Source organism: Clostridium sp. CM027 (genome assembly GCF_024730565.1).
GTDB lineage: Bacteria > Bacillota > Clostridia > Clostridiales > Clostridiaceae > Clostridium_AD > Clostridium_AD estertheticum_B.
This window is the reverse complement of record NZ_CP077725.1, coordinates 3,192,252-3,208,637: the sequence shown is the minus strand read 5'-3', so window position 1 is coordinate 3,208,637 and position 16,386 is coordinate 3,192,252. Positions and strand designations below refer to the sequence as shown.

Below are 16,386 nucleotides of genomic sequence, written 5' to 3'. Positions count from 1 at the left end.
TTTGATTGAATTTAAAAACGTAAATAAAATTATAAATGGAAAACATATTTTAAAGGATGTAAATATTACTATACAAAACGAAGAATTAGTTGTTTTTATTGGACCTAGTGGTTGTGGAAAAACTACCACACTTAAAATGATTAATAAATTACTAATCCCATCAACAGGTGAAATTTTTTTAGATGGAGATAAAATACAAGATAAAAACACTATAAAACTTAGGCGTAATATGGGTTACGTTATACAGCAAGCGGGTCTTCTTCCTCACTTAACTATAGGTGACAATATTGGTTTAATACCATCCATAGAAAAAATTCCAAAGGATGAAATAAAGGAAAAAGTAATTGAGCTTTTAAATTTAGTAGGGCTAGATCCTGATGAATTTATGGATAAATACCCTAATCAGTTAAGTGGAGGTCAGCAACAAAGAGTTGGCGTTGCAAGGGCATTTGTAATGAATCCTGAGGTAATCTTAATGGATGAACCTTTTAGTGCACTAGACCCTATAACAAAAACGCAACTTCAAGATGAGGTATTTAATATACAACAAAATTTCAAGAAAACCATAATATTTGTAACTCATGATATGGATGAAGCATTAAAACTCGGAGATAAAATTTGTATTATGGATGCTGGCAGCGTTGTTCAATTTGATACTCCAGAAGAAATATTAAAAAATCCTATCAATGACTTTGTACGCGACTTTGTAGGTAAAAAAAGAATATGGAATCAACCTGAATTAATTAAGGCAAAAGATATTATGATAGAAAAACCTATAAAATCAGTTGCAGAGCGAACAATACTCCAAGCAATTGAAATAATGAAGTCTGCTAATGTAGATAGTTTACTTATTGTAGATAAATCCAACATTTTATGTGGACTTGTTACCTTAAAGCATATTAGATCAACTCTAAGAGCGAACCCAGATAAAACTATAAAGATTAAAGAAATAATGCAAAAGGAACTTATAACAGTAAATCAAGAAGATTCTATAATAGATATATTAGAAGTTATAAAAAAAGAAGATATAAATTTTGTTCCTGTAGTAGATGATAACAATAAACTATCGGGACTTCTTACCAAAAGCAGCCTTTTATCTATATTAAGTAATCAATTTATAGACATGGAGGTAGATGTAGATGAATAGTATTAATTCTTTTATGAATTTCGTAATAGATAGAAAATCTGAAATAATAGACTTATTTATTCAACATATACAATTAACTATATTTTCAATTTTGGTGGCAGTTTTAATAGCAGTGCCTCTTGGAATACTTATAGTTAGGTATAGAAAACTAACAGGTCCTATCATTGGGGTTACAAACGTAATTCAATCTATTCCCAGTCTGGCACTTCTTGGATTTTTGATACCTATACTTGGTATTGGAAGCAAACCAGCTATTATTATGGCGGTTATGTATTCGCTTCTACCAATTGTAAAGAACACATTTACGGGGCTCACTAACATAAACCCTGCACTTATTGAAGCAGCTGATGGTATGGGACTTACCAATACTCAGGTACTACTCAAAGTTCGTTTCCCACTAGCTATGCCGGTTATTATGTCAGGTATTAGAATATCTTCAGTTACAGCTGTAGGACTTATGACCATAGCCGCTTTTATAGGCGCTGGCGGTTTAGGATCCTTAGTCTTCACAGGCGTTTCAACTGTTAACAATAATATGATCCTTGCCGGAGCTATTCCTGCTTGTTTTCTTGCCCTTTTTCTAGACTTCATTATAGGCAAGGTAGAAAACATAGTAATTCCAGAAGGAATAAAAGATACTCATAAACCCCCAACTCGAACTACTAGATTCTTTAAAAACAAAAAAACTCAACTTTGGGCTTCTGTCTTAGTTGTTATAATCATTGTATCAACAGTCGCTTCAAGTTTTGTTAAAAGTAAAGACACAATAGTTGTAGGCTCTAAAAACTTTAGTGAACAATTAATACTTGGAAATATGGTAGCTTCTTTAATAGAGGCTAAGACAGACATTAAAGTTACACGAAAATTAAACTTAGGTGGAACTAATGTAGTATTTAGTGCTATGAAATCAAAAGATGTAGATGTATATGTAGAATATACTGGAACAGGTCTTGTAAATATTCTAAAAAAACCTACCATGAGTGATCCAAATAAAGTTTATGATGTGATGAAAAATGATTTCTCGAAAAATTATGATATAGATGTAATGGAACCTTTAGGATTTAATAACACCTATGTAATCGCCGTAAAAAATGATTTTGCTAAAAAAAATAATTTAACTACTATTTCTGATTTATCAAAGATAAGTTCTAAATATAATGCTGGTTTTACTATGGAATTTGCAGCTAGACAAGATGGTTACCTTGGAGTTAAAAATTTATATAATCTAAATTTCAAAAGTTTAAAAAGTATAGATGGTGGACTTCGCTATACCGCACTTGAAAAAGGCGAAACACAGGTTCTAGATGCCTTTGCTACAGATGGATTACTTGAAAAATTTCATCTTAAACTTTTAAAAGATGATAAGAGTTTTTTCCCACCTTACTATGCAGTTCCAGTAATAAGAGCAGAAACACTTAAAAAGCATCCTGGATTAAAGGATGTATTACTCCTTCTCGAAGGTAAAATTACAGATGAAGATATGCGAACTCTTAATTATAGAGTAGACAATGAAGAACAACCTAGAAAAGTTGCAGAAGACTTTTTAAGATCCAAAAAATTGATAGAATAAAAAAACGTGATATATTTTAATAATATATCACGTTTTTTTTATTTATTCTTCTGATTTTTATGCGCAAAAAAGGTATATATTACGTATAATGCATTGAAGCAAGCTTTAGTAGTTCTTAGCGAAGCGAATGCAATACGCGTAATATATACTTTTTACCTTATCTCATATCTTTTGCTTTTCCTATTGTGCCCCCAAGTCCATCCCATAGGTAATTATGTTCGTCCACTCCACTTTTAAAATTATTATCTTTCCACCTTTCAAGAAATTGTAACAAAGTCGCCTTATCAGGATATTTACTTTTTGTAACTTTCGCAATTAGTTGGTTGCACTTGTCGGGGGTTATTTGTATCTCTCCCCATATTTTCCCGTCTTGTGCTACAATTTTAGTGTTTATCATTTTATGCATAGTACTATAAAGTGATAACTCATCATCACTTATTTTTTCTACGGTATCATTTGCTTTTATTTCAACCGCCTTATTAGCTAACTCCTTATTTAACTGGACTGCCTGTACCGTTTTTGGACTTTCCGTTTCAGTTAATTTATGTTGTGTAATATAGTAACTTCCTGCCCCTATTATTGCAAGTACCAATGCAATGCTACTTACCACAAGCCATCTACCATGTAAGGGAAAGATTTTGCCGCTTATGGCATGAAATTTATCACTTACTTTATTCTGTTTCATACGATTTTACCCCCTTATATTTACAGGCTTTTTATAGCTAGCCTGAAGCTATTACGTTTTTCAGTTTTTATGAATACGATTTCATATTACTTATTTTCTCTATACCTATTTATCTCTTTCGGAGCTATTTATCTCCTTCGGGCTATTTATCTCCTTCGGAGCTATTTACATTATTACAATCATAAAATAACATCCCCTGTAATATTTTAGTATGTTAGACATTTATAATTATACCACATTTGTAATATTATTCCAACGTTTATTTTAAAAAGTAATATATTGTACTACTGTATAAAATTACATAAATTCCGAGTAAAAATTGCATAATTACATGATTATATATGGCAATATATTTTATTATATGCTAATATGTAATAATAAGTATATTAATTTTGGTAATTTACTTAATTTATGATTATAAAATCTATATTGGGCGTGTTAAAAAAATTGGGGGAATTATGATGGAAACCACCTTTAGTAGCATAATAATAAAACCACTTTTATATTCGTGCGATAATATTATAACAAAGGTTAATAAAGATTTTCTTGATTTAACAGAGTATGCGTTAGATGAATTGTTAAATAGATCGCTCATAGAAATAGGAGAAATGCTAAAAATCAACTCACAAATACTTCTTGATACTATAGATAGTAACTATACATACTATATATTCACAAAATCCAGTCAATCAATAGAAGTTAATATATCACTTTCCCATGTTAAAGGGACGAATGAAAGAATATATACTTTTGTTGAGACCCCAAATTCCAGACTTAATGACAAGCTCATGTTTGTTGAGCAATCATTTATAGATAACATATCGGGTGTAGCTATTTACAGTGTACCCGATTTAATATTACTTAAAGCGAATCAAAAATACCTTAATTTTACGGATTCTCCTTTTAATAAAGGAGAAAATAGTATAGGTAGTCCTATTAGAGAAATTATACCTGGATTTTCGGGAAGCCAAGTTGAAGTTATTTATAATACTGTCCTATGGTCACAAAAGGCAAACTATATAAAAGATTTCAAATTTGATAGCTTTACTAGAGGTATAACTTATTGGGATTCTACCCTAACACCTATATTTGAAAACAATAAGATGAAGTACCTATTTCAGACTGCTACTCAGGTTACGCAAAATACTATTAAAAATCAAATTGTAAAGAGGAGAACCAAGCTAATTGAGAATCGAACTGAATTGGCCTCCGTGCGATGCCGATTTGAAATGCTAAGCAGAGTGATAGACACTTTTGATTTACCTGTTATTAGATTATCATGTCCGGATTTAAACATTATTGATATAAATAAAAAAGCATTTGATTACATTAAATTGCTAAAGCCTGATTTTAAATCAATTAACCTTATACGAAATAATAATGCTGAAATTTTACTAGGACCACTCAAAACAACTGAATATTACAAATGTATTGATGAAGTCTTAAAAGAAAAGAAAACTAAGTATTTGAATAAAAAGAAACATTTGATAAATGGGGACGAGGTATATTGGAATCTTATATTTGAACCAGTGTTTAAATTAAACGGAGAAATCGAGGAAATATTAGTTTTAATAATTGATGTTACCCCTGAAATAAAGTCCAATATAGTGATGGAAAGAGCATTAAAATTGCAGGGAGAATTTCTTGTTAACATATCCCATGAACTTAAAACTCCACTAAATGTTATATTTGCAACAACTCAGTTATTAAATATGTATTGCACTAATGGATCCCTGGACCAAAAGAAGGATTCAATTATTAAATATATAGCCTCAATTAAGCAAAATTCCTATAAATTATCTAAAATGATTAATAACATAGTTGATTTATCGAAAATTGAAGCAGGGTTCTTTAAATTAAACCTATCAAATAATAATATAGTCGAATTTGTAGAGGAAATAGCTATGTCTGTAACAAACTTTACTGACAGCAAAGGATTAAAAATCATTTTTGATACAAATACAGAAGAAAAAATTATTGCTTGTGACCCAGAAAAGGTAGAAAGAGTAGTATTAAATCTTATATCAAATGCGATAAAATTTTCAGATGAAGGCGATGACATATTTATAAACGTTAATGATAAGAATGAATTTGTTGAAATATCAGTCAAGGATACTGGGGTTGGCATTGAAGACAAGTACTTGGATATGATATTTGATAGATTTAATCAAGTAGATAACTCACTATCAAGAAATGCAGAAGGTACAGGTATTGGTTTGAGTTTAGTTAAGTCAATTGTAGAATTACATGGCGGTAGTATATCTGTTGAAAGTGAATTCGGCAGTGGAAGTACGTTTACAGTTAAACTTCCGTCTAAAAAGGTACTTAATGAAGATACGCTATATAATAGCAAAATGAGAAGTAGAAATGAAACCGTGCAAGTTGAGCTTTCAGATGCTTATTCGTAATCTCCATATTCAAAAATAAAAAATAATACTGCAAATATAATCCCATCTTTAATAATATAATTATAGTGACTGATAAAAAGGATGGGAATTATGATAAAAACAAAAAAATGTTCAAATAATAAAACAAGCATAGGATTACTTGTTTTATTATTTATATTATTTGAAATTATTTTCACAGCAATTACAGGTCCATTTTTAATTTATTATGGTCCGTTTAAAAAGGTAAAGACTACAGTTGTAGGTGCAGCTATGACTACTACTTCATTGCAATGGCTAGCAACATCATTTTTATCTGATGAAAAAATAAAACAAATTATGAGTCAACAAAAGGTAGACCATATAGTTCAAGATAACGTAAATTCTCACATAAAAATAGAGGCTAAAAATGATACTAGTATTGAACGATATGTTATACGCGCAAAAAGATTTAAAGGGTCTATACTAGTAATTAATGACCCCACTAGGCTAAAAGTAGGTTACAGCCGTAAGCTCGGACATGAAGGCGAAGTTACCAGTGAAATTGCAAAAAATAATAGTGCCATTGCTGCGATTAATGGTGGTGGGTTTTCTGATGGAGTTCCTGGATCACTTTGGACGGGAACTGGAGCAAATCCAGAGGGTATTATAATGACTGGTGGAAAAATCGTTTATAATGATATAACAAATGAAAATGAGAAAGGAAATGTTGTAGGATTAACTAAATCGGGTAAGTTATTAGTTGGTCCTCATTCTATTAAAGATATGAAAAAGATTGGAGTAACTGAAGCAGTATCTTTTGGCCCCGCCATCATAGTTAACGGAAAGAAAACTATAAATAGTGGTGATGGAGGCTGGGGCATTGCGCCTAGAACAGCCATTGCACAAAGAAAAGATGGTGCAATAATATTAATAGTTATTGATGGTAGGCAGCTAAATAGCTTAGGAGCTACTTTAAGAGAAGTACAAGATGAACTGTATAAATTTGGAGCTTATAATGCTGCTAACTTAGATGGAGGTTCTTCCTCTACCTTATATTATAATGATGAAGTCATAAACACTCCCTGCGACAGCTTGGGCGAAAGATCCGTACCTTCAATTATATATGTAAAAAGAAAAACAATAACGCACACGAAATTATACCAACATATAGAAAAGTAGTAGTCTTCCATATGTTAACAAAACAAAAACTGCTGAAATAAATATATTTCAGCAGTTTTTTTCCCCTTACTTTGCCAAGGGTTTGGACTTCTATTATGTTACCTTCAATATAGTTTTCCTACCTTTGTCTGTAATTTTCCACATATTTATATTCACATTTGAGCTACTACAACAGCTCGGTTTTTTAGAACTGCTCCCACAATTACATCCGCCTGAGCAAGTCTCCATATCTTCCTTTTCAATATACCCGAGCCTCTGAAGTTGTACTAGCATTTGCTCAACCATACCCTCATCTATTCCTAATTCCTTGGCCATTATATTATTAGAATACCTTCCGCCTTGAACTAATCTTGCAAGTACTTTCATTAACATAATACACCCTCCCTTTTATTTCAAATTTTCTTTTACATTCTGATATTAATATTCATTCTCATGCAAAGGTTAATCTCTGCTCTTTTTATTCAAAATACTACTTAAAGCCTAGAAGACTTCCTATTTGGTATACTAAAACTGCTCCTATCCAACCAATTACGCAAGTATATATTACTGCCATAATTGCCCATTTTCTAGAGTTTGTTTCTCTTCTTATTGCACCTATTGTAGCTGCACAAGGACAATACAATAAAGTCATTACCATAAACGCTAGAGATGTAAGAGGCGTAAATGCCTGTTGAATAGCCGCGGTTAATGATGCATCATTTGATGCTGCATAAACCGTTCCCAAAGTACTAACCACTGCTTCTTTAGCAGCAAGACCTGTTATAAGTGCCACTCCAGCCTGCCAAGTTCCAAAACCTGCCAGTTTAAATATTGGTGCAATAACCGCCCCTACTGATCCAATTAAACTCTCTCTAGTTCCTGGCTCAATTCCCATTGGTAAGTTTGAGAGTACCCAAACAATTATAACTAACCCTAATATAATTGTACTCATCTTTTTTAGAAAATGAGAGGATTTTTCCCACATATGAATAAATACACTTTTAGCTGTAGGTATACGATAAGGTGGAAGTTCCATTACAAAATAAGATTCTTCTCCTTTAAATACTTTCGCGCTTAAAAATTTACCCATTAATATTGCAACTGCAATCCCTAGCAAGTAAAGACCGAATACAATAATTCCACCTGCATCAAAAATCCAAACTTTTCTACCTGCAAAGAAAGCACCAGCAAACAATGCATAAACTGGAAGTCTTGCACTACAAGATACAAACGGATTTATAAGTATAGCCACCATTCTATCTTTTCTACTATCTAATGTTCTTGTAGACATTATCCCTGCCACATTACAACCACTAGAAATTATAAGAGATACCGCTGTTTTACCATGAAGCCCTATTGAATTCATAAACTTATCCATTATATAAGCTGCCCTTGCCATGTATCCACTATCTTCAAGAATAGCTATAAGAAAATACATAGTGAAAATCATAGGTGTAAATACAAATACTGCCCCAAGTCCTCCTATTATTCCATCAGTTATAAATGATTGTAACAGTGCAGGCGTTCCCATACCAGTCAAAATGCCACCTACAAAATCTCCTAGAGCACTAAATCCACTATCTACTAGTCCTCCTAAAAATTCATTCCCAAAGGTCATTGATAGCTGATACATAAGAAACATTACTAATGCAAATATTGGTATTCCAAACCACCTGTGAGTAGTCCATTTGTCTATTTTATCAGAAGTACTTTCTACATTTGATACTTCTTTTTTAACACTATTTTGTACTATTTTACTTATAAATTCGTATCTTTTATCTATTATAAAAGCATCTGGTTCATACCCTATTTTGCCGGTTAATTTTTCTACACTTTTTTCCAATGTAGCATTTATCTTTTCAAGATTTTCATTCTCATTTGTATATTTCTTTATATATTCATCGCCTTCTAAAAGCTTAAGTGATGTCCATTGTACTGGGTATTCTAAAGTAGCTGAAGTTTCTAAAAAAGTTTCTGTAAGCAACTTAATTTCTTTATCTATGTCACTACCATAATCAATTTTAAATGCATCACGTTCTAATGAATCGCCTATTTTTATTGCTTCGCGTATAAGTTCTTTTATACCCTCGCTCTTAGTCGCAATAGTCGCAACAACAGGTATATTTAATGCTTTTGATACCTTATTAACGTTTATTTCTATGTTTTTATTTCTTGCTTCATCCATCATATTAAGTGCTAAAACCATCTTTGCACCAGTTTCTAAAATTTGCATAGTTAAATATAAATTTCTTTCAATATTACTTGAGTCAATTACATTAATCACTACGTCTGGCTTACTTTTTAATATAAAGTCGCGGGCTACTATTTCATCATCTGAGTATGCTCCAAGACTATAAGTCCCTGGTAAATCCACCACAACTATGTTTCTGCCTTCAAACTTAAATTTACCTTCTTTTTTTTCAACTGTAACTCCTGGCCAGTTACCGACATGTTGCTTTGAACCAGTTAATGAATTAAACAAACTAGTTTTCCCACAATTAGGATTACCAGCTAAAGCTATTACTAAATCTTTACTCATATTGCTCCCCCATAATTTCGCATTATTTTAAACTTCTCGGACCATAACCTTTTGTGCCATAGCTCGCCCCAGAACTAATCGAGTTTCTCCGACTTTCACAATTAAAGGACCATTATCATTTTTCATAATTTTTACTATAGCACCCTTGCTCATGCCCATCTCCATAATTTTCTTGCACATACTCTCGCCGCCTTGTACACTATTAATCTCTGCAAACTTTCCTATTCCAATAAAATTTAGTGGCATATTCATCATTCCCACCTCCATATTATTTTTCACACTTAAATGTCATTAAATCAATTTCACCATAATATCTCTTGCTTCGCTTTTTCTAAGGCTTAAAGAATATCCTCTAACCTGAAGCTCTATAGGATCACCCATAGGCGCTTTTCCTATTACAACAATTTCTGTACCTTTAACTATTCCCATATCCATTATTCTTCTTCGAACTTTACTTGCTAACGATATATCTACTACTTTAACCCTAGTTTTCAATTCTATTTCTACTAATGATATTTGATTTGTCATAAAATCACTCCTCTTAAACTTTATTGACGATATTGAAATTCATTATCAACTGCTATATAAAAAAATATATTTAATTTCTATGTAATACTCGTAATCATTTGATTTCCATTATCATCATACCGTAATATAGAATATTTGTAAACAACTATATTATATTTTTTACTAGAATTAATCCATTAATCTAATTTAGCTCGTCTACTATTTTTATATATTATTAATCTTAAATTTGTATACATACCAAATATTATTGTATAAATACACAATCTTAACCAGTCCATCTCTTTTCTATATAATAGTTAAAAAAAAATAAGCCCTCTAATTTAATAGAGGGCTTATTTATTATATTTTCAAAATTATATTATACAGGTCCCATTAACCTAATAGGTATGTACCCTTTTTTCATTAATTTACTTTTAGATCTTACATCTTTTCTTGCTACTGGAATTGGCTCGTAGGGTGTAACTGTAGGTATGTTTTGTTCATACACATTTAAATTATCACTGTTTTTCTTATCTGAATCTATATATAACATAATATGTCCTTTTCCACTACCATTATCTAAAAGCAAAGCATCTGCTGGTTTCAAATCATCCCAGGATATTTGGCTGACAAATTTTTTCCCTGTTTTACTAGTTCTCTTTACCTCATCATAAAGAGTAAGAGTAGTCTGCCTTTTTATTCCCCAAGCTGCACTAACTAAACCAGAACAGTCATTACCATATAGTCCTTTATTTTTATTAATTTTATTTAGAAAATCACCCGGTGATGAAACTTGATATGGGTCCATACTATATGGTACCCCCTGATATACTTTTCCTTTAATAAAAGTATAAGAACAACTCTTATCAACCATATTACGCTTAGGTATCCATTTTACTTCAGTCATTGCCTTTGCTTTGTTAAGACTCTCAATTTTTAAATCATCAGACTTACTTTCATCTTTAACTTTAGGAATATCAGAATCGGCTTTGGCATTATAGACTATATCACTATCTTTTAAAGAAAATGGAGAGATTTTCGGTATATTACTTAGGCTTGTACTGCTTCTAACCGGATTATGTGTAGGCGTTAATATAATAAAAACAAATAGAAACAAGACTATTGCAGAAAATATATTTATTACTATTTTGGCACCTTTAAACGTCATTCTCATATTTCACCCACTTTTTAAATATATAGTATACTTAATACTATTCTATTCAATAAAAAGTGAAATATTCCAAATAAATAATAATTGTATTATTTTTATAAGTTTATGCATTTATCGTATTATTCCTATAAGTTTATACATATTATTTTAATAACATTTATTGCATAATTATACATTTTCTAAGGTGCCATAGCAATGATTTCAAGTCCCCTAGTTTCATCTATTCCAAACATTATATTCATATTTTGCACAGCTTGACCTGCGGCACCTTTTATTAAATTATCTATAGCAGATATTACAATTACTCTCTTTGTACGCTTATCTACTTTGATTCCAATATGACATAAATTCGAGTTTCTTACCCATCTTGTTTCAGGTAATCCATCAATAATCTTTACAAAATAATCTTCCTTGTAGAAATCTCTATATAAATCTATAAGCTCACCTGTAGTTACTTCCTTCAAAAGTGACCCATAACAGGTTGATAAAATTCCACGATTCATTGGTACTAAATGCGGAGTAAAACATATCATTAAATCATCGCATGCAGCCTTACTTAGCTCTTGTTCAATTTCTGGAGTATGTCTATGACTAGCAACTGCATAAGCTTTAATTGACTCATTACATTCTGTAAAAAGCGAGCTAATATTCGCAGATCTACCCGCTCCAGATACTCCGGATTTAGCATCAACTATTATGGATTTTAGATCTATTAGATTGTTTTTCAAAAGCGGAGTTAGCGCTAATATAGTAGCCGTTGGAAAATACCCTGGATTAGCTAACAAGTTGCACTCTTTTATAGCTTCTCTGTTTGATTCAGTTAAGCCATAAACAGCACTTGCTAAAAGGCCTTCACTTTCATGTTTAACGCCATACCACTGTTCATATACTTCCTTAGATTTCAGTCTGAAATCAGCACCTAAATCTATCACTTTTACCCCAAGCGACAATGCTTTTTCAGCTATTTTAAAGGCCTTGCCCTGTGGCAACGCAATGAAAAGAACATTTATATTTGATAATTTACTTATAGCGGTTTCCATATCAACGCAAATGTCATCTATATAACTATAGAAGTTATTATAGATGTCACTATAGCCCACCTCTGCATAATTATGAGAAGAATAAAATTCTACATTAACCTCTGGATGCTTGTACAAAAGCCATGTTAGTTGTTCACCCGCATAGCCAGTGGCCCCCATTATTCCAGCCTTTATCATAATAACCACCTCTTAATTAAATTTAATGTTAAAAGTGATTATACAATAACCTTATAAAAAAATCAATATTTCATTGAATACTTATTCAAATTGGTGTATAATTATTCAAAAGTTGCAAAGTGCATAAAATTTAATGGAAATTACATATTAAAGTTGGAGGCCAGAATGGATATAACCGATAATCACTTAAATATAAAAGAGTTTTTACAAATTAATAAGTATGAGGGAAAGACCTTCGTTATAAAATATGGCGGAAGTATAATGAGTAACAAAGCCGCTAAGCTGGCCTTTGTAGAAGATGTAGTGCTTATGACAAGGGTCGGTATTAAAGTGATTATAGTGCATGGTGGTGGTGCTGAAATTAATAAATGGATTGAAAAAACCGGTGGAGAGCATAAATTTATAAAAGGATTAAGAGTTACAAACAGCGTTACTATGGAAGTTGTAGAGATGGTCCTATCAGGAAATATTAACAAAAGACTATCTTCTATATTAAGTACAAGAGGACTAAATGCCATAGGTATAAGCGGTAAAGATAGTAATCTAATAGAGGCTAAAAAGAAGTTTGTTTATAAAGGTAACCAAAAGTTTGATATAGGTTACGTTGGAGAAGTTGTTAATATTAATTCGCAGTTATTACACACTTTAATTAAAAATAACTATATCCCAGTTATTTCTCCTGTAGGCATAGGAGAGGACGGACATAGTTACAATATAAATGCAGATTATGCTGCAGCCTTTATAAGTGGTGTGCTAAAAGCTGAAAAGTTATTAATAATGACAGATATAGATGGTGTATATACAGATATAAAAGACCCATCAACGCTTTTATCATCAATCACAGTAGCTGAAACTAAAAATTTTATAGATAAGGGTATTGTTTATGGCGGTATGATTCCAAAACTGGAATGCTGCGTTACTGCTATTAATAAAGGCACTAAAAATGTTCATCTGGTAGATGGAAGAAAAAAACACAGTTTATTACTAAATGTAATCAAGAATTGTGGAACTAAAATTATAACAGCGAAGGAGTAAATAAATGATAGAAAATTGTATAATGGACACTTACGGAAGATATGATGTTACTTTTGAAAAAGGGCTTGGATGCAAGATTTATGATACAAATGGACGTGAATATATAGATTTCCTCTCAGGAGTTGCAGTAAATTGCCTTGGGCATAGCCATCCTGCTATAATAAACGCTATAACTGAGCAAAGCAGTAAACTTATTCATATATCAAATTACTTTTGGAATACTCCCCTCACGCTCCTTGCAACAAAGTTAATAGATAACTGTGATCATAGCAAGGTATTCTTTTGTAACAGTGGTACTGAGGCTGTGGAGACTGCATTAAAGATATCAAGAAAATACGGGAAATTAACAGGTACAAAAGATAAAAATGTACTTTTATATATGGGTAATTCTTTTCATGGTAGAACTATAGGTGCTCTTTCTGTCACAGGTCAGGAGAAATATCAAGAGGATTTTAGACCTTTAATGGACGGTGTACGTAAAGTAAATTTTAATGATACTTACGATTTAAAAAAGAATTTCGACGAAAAAGTATGTGGCATAATAATAGAACCAATTCAAGGAGAAGGCGGAGTTGTTTCAGCAAACAAAGAGTTTTTAGAAGAAGTAAGAACTCTTTGTGACAAATACAATGCTCTACTAATTTTTGATGAAGTTCAATGTGGAGTGGGACGCCTTGGAAGTCTATTTGCCTATAAGAAATTCTCTGTTATCCCTGATGTAATCTGCATCGCAAAAGCTCTTGGCGGCGGATTCCCAATAGGCGCGACCATTACCAATGTAAAAGCTTCTACTGCTTTTGTACCCGGTGACCATGGAAGCACTTTTGGTGGAAATCCTCTTGGATGTGCAGTCGCTCTCGCAGTTTTAAAAGAACTCGTAGATGGTGGAATTATAGATGAAATCGACGAGAAGAGTTTTTATTTATTGGACAGGTTATTAAATATCAAAGCAAAATATGAGATAATAGATGAAATACGCGGTATGGGTCTATTAATTGGTATAAAACTAAAAACCGACGCAAAGGAGTTTTGTAAATTGTGCTTTGACAAAGGCCTTCTTGTTATTTCAGCTGGAGATAACGTAATAAGATTACTTCCTCCACTTAATATAACAAAAGCAGAACTTGATGATGCTTTAGATATCCTTGAGTTAGTAATATCTGAAATCACAATCTAATAAATTAAGATTTTTTATATGACAAAAGATGCCACTCACTATTTGAGTGGCATCTTTATGTTAAAAAGATAATTATCTTAGGGGGATATATTATCTTTCTATATGTTTCCCAGTATGTATTTTTTTTATACTCTTTTTAATAAAAGAAATCAAATTATATATAATAATATAAACAGCAAAAACTGCTATGAATCCCCACACTCCTGCCACTATATCAGCAAATTCCATTTGGCCGCGATTGGTAAGCTTCTGCTCCAGTTCGATAGCAAAAACAATAACCAAAAGTACAGTAAATGTATATATAAAAGATAAAATAGAAATGCTATATTTCGCCATAGCCTTAAATGCCATATTAACTACAAAATAAATAAGCATACCAATTATGGCTATGACGATAAAATGAAGCTGCTTATCATCAAGTTGCGTATTAAAACCCGAAGAAAAATTTTCAATTAGATCATGTAATTCATTAACTATTGAAACCATAACTTTTAACATTTCAACCATACCCAGCCTCCTAATCCTTTACTTTTATTGTTTTATCTTATATTACGAAGAAAACTACCGAAATATATTTCAGTAGTTTTCCTTGTTATCTTTTGCTAACTAATATTTAACTACTCTAAAAGAGTGGTGCTTTAGACACAGGCTTTACATTTTCGTAAATAAATCTATGAATTTGATCTGCAGTAGCCTTAAGGTCAGCCTTCAAATACCAAACTCCGCCTATTGTTTTTCCCTCACAGTAGCCATCCACTGGAAATCTCTCCTGCTCTAAAGCAGTTGTCTTAGACGCAATCACTTTTGTCCCAAGGGCCATTACATCCATACTACTCATGCTTGTCTCAGTAAGAGGTAGAAGTTTAGAAACAACAGATGGGAATTCAGTTGCCCCCAGTGACTCAATCTTTGTGAGCATACCTGTTAATACAGTTCTTTGTCTTTCAGTTCTCTTAAAATCTCCTCCAGAAGTATAACGTATTCGTGAGTATGCAACAGCTTGAAGTCCATTTAAAGTCTGCGGTCCTGACCTTGTAATTCTAGTTATTGATTTTCCTTCAATTCCAGCTGTTTCATTCATATAACCATTTATTAAATCAATTTCATCTTGAGCAATATCTATAGTTACTCCATCAATACTATCTATTATCTTTTCGAGATTAAAAAAATCAACGGAAACATAATTTCTAATATTTAAATCAAAATTCTCATTAAGCGTTCTTATGGCAAGCTGTGGTCCACCGTAAGCATATGCATGGGTAATCTTTGTTTCATCATGCCCTTTTACTGCTACATATGTATCCCTCATAATAGAGGACATTTTTATTTTCTTGTTTTTTGTATCCACTGAAAGTACCATTATAGAATCCGAACGAGCTGGTTCCTTCGCAGTTCTTCTATCTAAACCGAAGAAAGCAATGTTTGTTATTCCGTTATCTTTTTCTGCTTGAGGCGATGCATCAGTCTTAATACCTAGAGCCTCATCGGTTTTCGATATTTTTACAGTGTTTATTTTACCGAGTTCATAAAAAGTGTAACCAAAAGCTCCCCCAAAAATTAACACACCAATAATAAATAAACTTAAAATAATCTTTGTTGATTTTCTCTTTTTACTCATATTTTCCCCTTCCATCATATGTTGCATAATCATTCTGAAAATACTAATTTTTTATATTTTTCTATTCTCTAATTTTCCACATATAGTACTCTGATTATTATATCCCCTTTTCTTGTCGTATGCAATATTTATCTAAATGCTATGTATAATCATTTTATCCTGCAATTAATTTGTAGTTATAAAATATCCACAACGT

At 31.8% G+C, this 16,386-nt stretch carries 15 protein-coding genes; 6 read left to right on the top strand and 9 right to left on the bottom strand.

Features of this window, described 5'->3' with window-relative positions; translation table 11 throughout:
- Position 1 precedes the first annotated feature (1 nt).
- Together KTC92_RS15240 and KTC92_RS15235 are read left to right on the top strand one after the other, a co-directional pair.
- Positions 2-1,147 (top strand): ABC transporter ATP-binding protein, encoded by a 1,146-nt coding sequence (locus KTC92_RS15240; RefSeq protein ID WP_216302597.1) that lies wholly within the window; start codon positions 2-4, stop codon positions 1,145-1,147.
- A complete protein-coding gene (locus KTC92_RS15235) occupies positions 1,140-2,717 on the top strand; it encodes a glycine betaine ABC transporter substrate-binding protein (RefSeq protein WP_220286179.1) in 1,578 nt (525 codons plus the stop codon). The genes KTC92_RS15240 and KTC92_RS15235 overlap by 8 nt, the downstream gene beginning before the upstream one ends.
- Positions 2,718-2,874: 157 nt before the next feature.
- Here KTC92_RS15235 and KTC92_RS15230 read toward each other — a convergent pair whose 3' ends face one another.
- The gene (locus KTC92_RS15230) at positions 2,875-3,402 is read right to left on the bottom strand and encodes a DUF6241 domain-containing protein (RefSeq protein WP_220286180.1); all 528 of its coding nucleotides are present in this window, start codon (positions 3,400-3,402) and stop codon (positions 2,875-2,877) included.
- Between the two features lie 458 nt (positions 3,403-3,860).
- Between KTC92_RS15230 and KTC92_RS15225 the strand changes: the two genes are divergently transcribed.
- Together KTC92_RS15225 and KTC92_RS15220 are read left to right on the top strand one after the other, a co-directional pair.
- Positions 3,861-5,810: a HAMP domain-containing sensor histidine kinase gene (locus KTC92_RS15225; protein WP_258280620.1), complete on the top strand. Its 1,950-nt coding sequence runs from the start codon at positions 3,861-3,863 to the stop codon at positions 5,808-5,810.
- A 90-nt stretch (positions 5,811-5,900) separates the two neighbouring features.
- Positions 5,901-6,947, top strand: coding sequence for a phosphodiester glycosidase family protein (locus KTC92_RS15220; RefSeq protein ID WP_216302594.1), 1,047 nt, complete (start codon positions 5,901-5,903; stop codon positions 6,945-6,947).
- Between the two features lie 93 nt (positions 6,948-7,040).
- Here KTC92_RS15220 and KTC92_RS15215 read toward each other — a convergent pair whose 3' ends face one another.
- The 6 genes from KTC92_RS15215 to argC all read right to left on the bottom strand — a co-directional run bounded on the left by KTC92_RS15215 (position 7,041) and on the right by argC (position 12,360).
- A complete protein-coding gene (locus KTC92_RS15215) occupies positions 7,041-7,319 on the bottom strand; it encodes a FeoC-like transcriptional regulator (protein ID WP_216302593.1) in 279 nt (92 codons plus the stop codon).
- Positions 7,320-7,416: 97 nt separating this feature from the next.
- A complete protein-coding gene (gene feoB, locus KTC92_RS15210) occupies positions 7,417-9,465 on the bottom strand; it encodes a ferrous iron transport protein B (RefSeq protein ID WP_216302592.1) in 2,049 nt (682 codons plus the stop codon).
- Between the two features lie 27 nt (positions 9,466-9,492).
- Positions 9,493-9,744: a FeoA domain-containing protein gene (locus KTC92_RS15205; protein WP_309137232.1), complete on the bottom strand. Its 252-nt coding sequence runs from the start codon at positions 9,742-9,744 to the stop codon at positions 9,493-9,495.
- 12 nt (positions 9,745-9,756) lie between these two features.
- The gene (locus tag KTC92_RS15200; protein WP_165412499.1) at positions 9,757-9,993 is read right to left on the bottom strand and encodes a ferrous iron transport protein A; all 237 of its coding nucleotides are present in this window, start codon (positions 9,991-9,993) and stop codon (positions 9,757-9,759) included.
- 358 nt (positions 9,994-10,351) lie between these two features.
- Positions 10,352-11,146, bottom strand: coding sequence for a C40 family peptidase (locus tag KTC92_RS15195; RefSeq protein WP_258280619.1), 795 nt, complete (start codon positions 11,144-11,146; stop codon positions 10,352-10,354).
- A gap of 176 nt (positions 11,147-11,322) precedes the next feature.
- Positions 11,323-12,360 (bottom strand): N-acetyl-gamma-glutamyl-phosphate reductase, encoded by a 1,038-nt coding sequence (argC, locus tag KTC92_RS15190; RefSeq protein ID WP_220286181.1) that lies wholly within the window; start codon positions 12,358-12,360, stop codon positions 11,323-11,325.
- Between the two features lie 165 nt (positions 12,361-12,525).
- Here argC and argB point away from each other — a divergent pair, with 165 nt between their 5' ends.
- Together argB and KTC92_RS15180 are read left to right on the top strand one after the other, a co-directional pair.
- Positions 12,526-13,395, top strand: coding sequence for an acetylglutamate kinase (argB, locus tag KTC92_RS15185; RefSeq protein WP_220286182.1), 870 nt, complete (start codon positions 12,526-12,528; stop codon positions 13,393-13,395).
- Positions 13,396-13,399: 4 nt separating this feature from the next.
- Positions 13,400-14,572 (top strand): aspartate aminotransferase family protein, encoded by a 1,173-nt coding sequence (locus tag KTC92_RS15180; RefSeq protein WP_220286183.1) that lies wholly within the window; start codon positions 13,400-13,402, stop codon positions 14,570-14,572.
- A gap of 90 nt (positions 14,573-14,662) precedes the next feature.
- Here the strand turns inward: KTC92_RS15180 and KTC92_RS15175 are convergent, their stop codons facing one another.
- Both KTC92_RS15175 and KTC92_RS15170 read right to left on the bottom strand, forming a co-directional pair.
- Entirely contained in the window at positions 14,663-15,079 is a 417-nt protein-coding gene (locus KTC92_RS15175) for a hypothetical protein (RefSeq protein WP_216302587.1), read from the bottom strand.
- 115 nt (positions 15,080-15,194) lie between these two features.
- Complete coding sequence (locus KTC92_RS15170) at positions 15,195-16,190, bottom strand: LCP family protein (protein ID WP_216302586.1); 996 nt, start codon at positions 16,188-16,190, stop codon at positions 15,195-15,197.
- Positions 16,191-16,386: the final 196 nt, after the last annotated feature.

Coding starts and splice junctions, on each gene's coding strand:
- KTC92_RS15175 (WP_216302587.1), bottom strand. CDS start 15,079: ATGGTTGAAATGTTAAAAGTTATGGTTTCAATAGTTAATGAATTACAT.
- KTC92_RS15215 (WP_216302593.1), bottom strand. CDS start 7,319: ATGTTAATGAAAGTACTTGCAAGATTAGTTCAAGGCGGAAGGTATTCT.
- feoB (WP_216302592.1), bottom strand. CDS start 9,465: ATGAGTAAAGATTTAGTAATAGCTTTAGCTGGTAATCCTAATTGTGGG.
- KTC92_RS15235 (WP_220286179.1), top strand. CDS start 1,140: ATGAATAGTATTAATTCTTTTATGAATTTCGTAATAGATAGAAAATCT.
- KTC92_RS15225 (WP_258280620.1), top strand. CDS start 3,861: ATGATGGAAACCACCTTTAGTAGCATAATAATAAAACCACTTTTATAT.
- argB (WP_220286182.1), top strand. CDS start 12,526: ATGGATATAACCGATAATCACTTAAATATAAAAGAGTTTTTACAAATT.
- KTC92_RS15170 (WP_216302586.1), bottom strand. CDS start 16,190: ATGAGTAAAAAGAGAAAATCAACAAAGATTATTTTAAGTTTATTTATT.
- KTC92_RS15180 (WP_220286183.1), top strand. CDS start 13,400: ATGATAGAAAATTGTATAATGGACACTTACGGAAGATATGATGTTACT.
- KTC92_RS15220 (WP_216302594.1), top strand. CDS start 5,901: ATGATAAAAACAAAAAAATGTTCAAATAATAAAACAAGCATAGGATTA.
- argC (WP_220286181.1), bottom strand. CDS start 12,360: ATGATAAAGGCTGGAATAATGGGGGCCACTGGCTATGCGGGTGAACAA.
- KTC92_RS15195 (WP_258280619.1), bottom strand. CDS start 11,146: ATGAGAATGACGTTTAAAGGTGCCAAAATAGTAATAAATATATTTTCT.
- KTC92_RS15200 (WP_165412499.1), bottom strand. CDS start 9,993: ATGACAAATCAAATATCATTAGTAGAAATAGAATTGAAAACTAGGGTT.
- KTC92_RS15230 (WP_220286180.1), bottom strand. CDS start 3,402: ATGAAACAGAATAAAGTAAGTGATAAATTTCATGCCATAAGCGGCAAA.